General features: G+C 37.4%; 1 protein-coding gene. It reads left to right on the top strand.

Going from position 1 to position 430, the window contains the following annotated elements:
* The coding region (locus tag R2R70_RS19020) for a hypothetical protein (protein ID WP_410978752.1) at positions 1-305 on the top strand (305 nt) is incomplete at its 5' end.
* Positions 306-430: the final 125 nt, after the last annotated feature.

Here is a 430-nt window from a genome sequence, read left to right as displayed (position 1 = left end):
AGAAAGAACAACCAAAGGTTTATAGAAATACAACTGGTTCTTCCAGTCCTTCAAAAAGTCATGTTCAGCCAAAAAAGAAATACGTGAGTAATGGCGGTTCAAATCAAAGTAAATCCAGTGCGCCTAAAAAATCAACTGCTGTTCCTAAAAAGTCTCCTTCTGGTGGAACATCTGCAACAGGAAAAAGAACTGATGGCGGAGACATTAAGAACCATGGGGGTGACCGTTCGGGAAGAACTTATAACGAGTACACTGTAGATGCAAATGATTTAGATGGTGTTCCGTGGGATGAACTGAATAAATAAATTTTCATGGAAAGGTATCTTTTATAAGATGCCTTTTTATTATGAGGAAAAGTGAGGTGTCATGATGAATAAAAATTCGCCAGTCTGGAGTAATAAATATCTGGCGGTTATACTACTTTTACTTG

This window comes from Cobetia sp. SIMBA_158, assembly GCF_046566945.1.
GTDB lineage: Bacteria > Pseudomonadota > Gammaproteobacteria > Pseudomonadales > Halomonadaceae > Cobetia > Cobetia amphilecti.
Note: the sequence above shows the minus strand (reverse complement) of the source record. Positions and strands in the feature narration are given on the sequence as shown.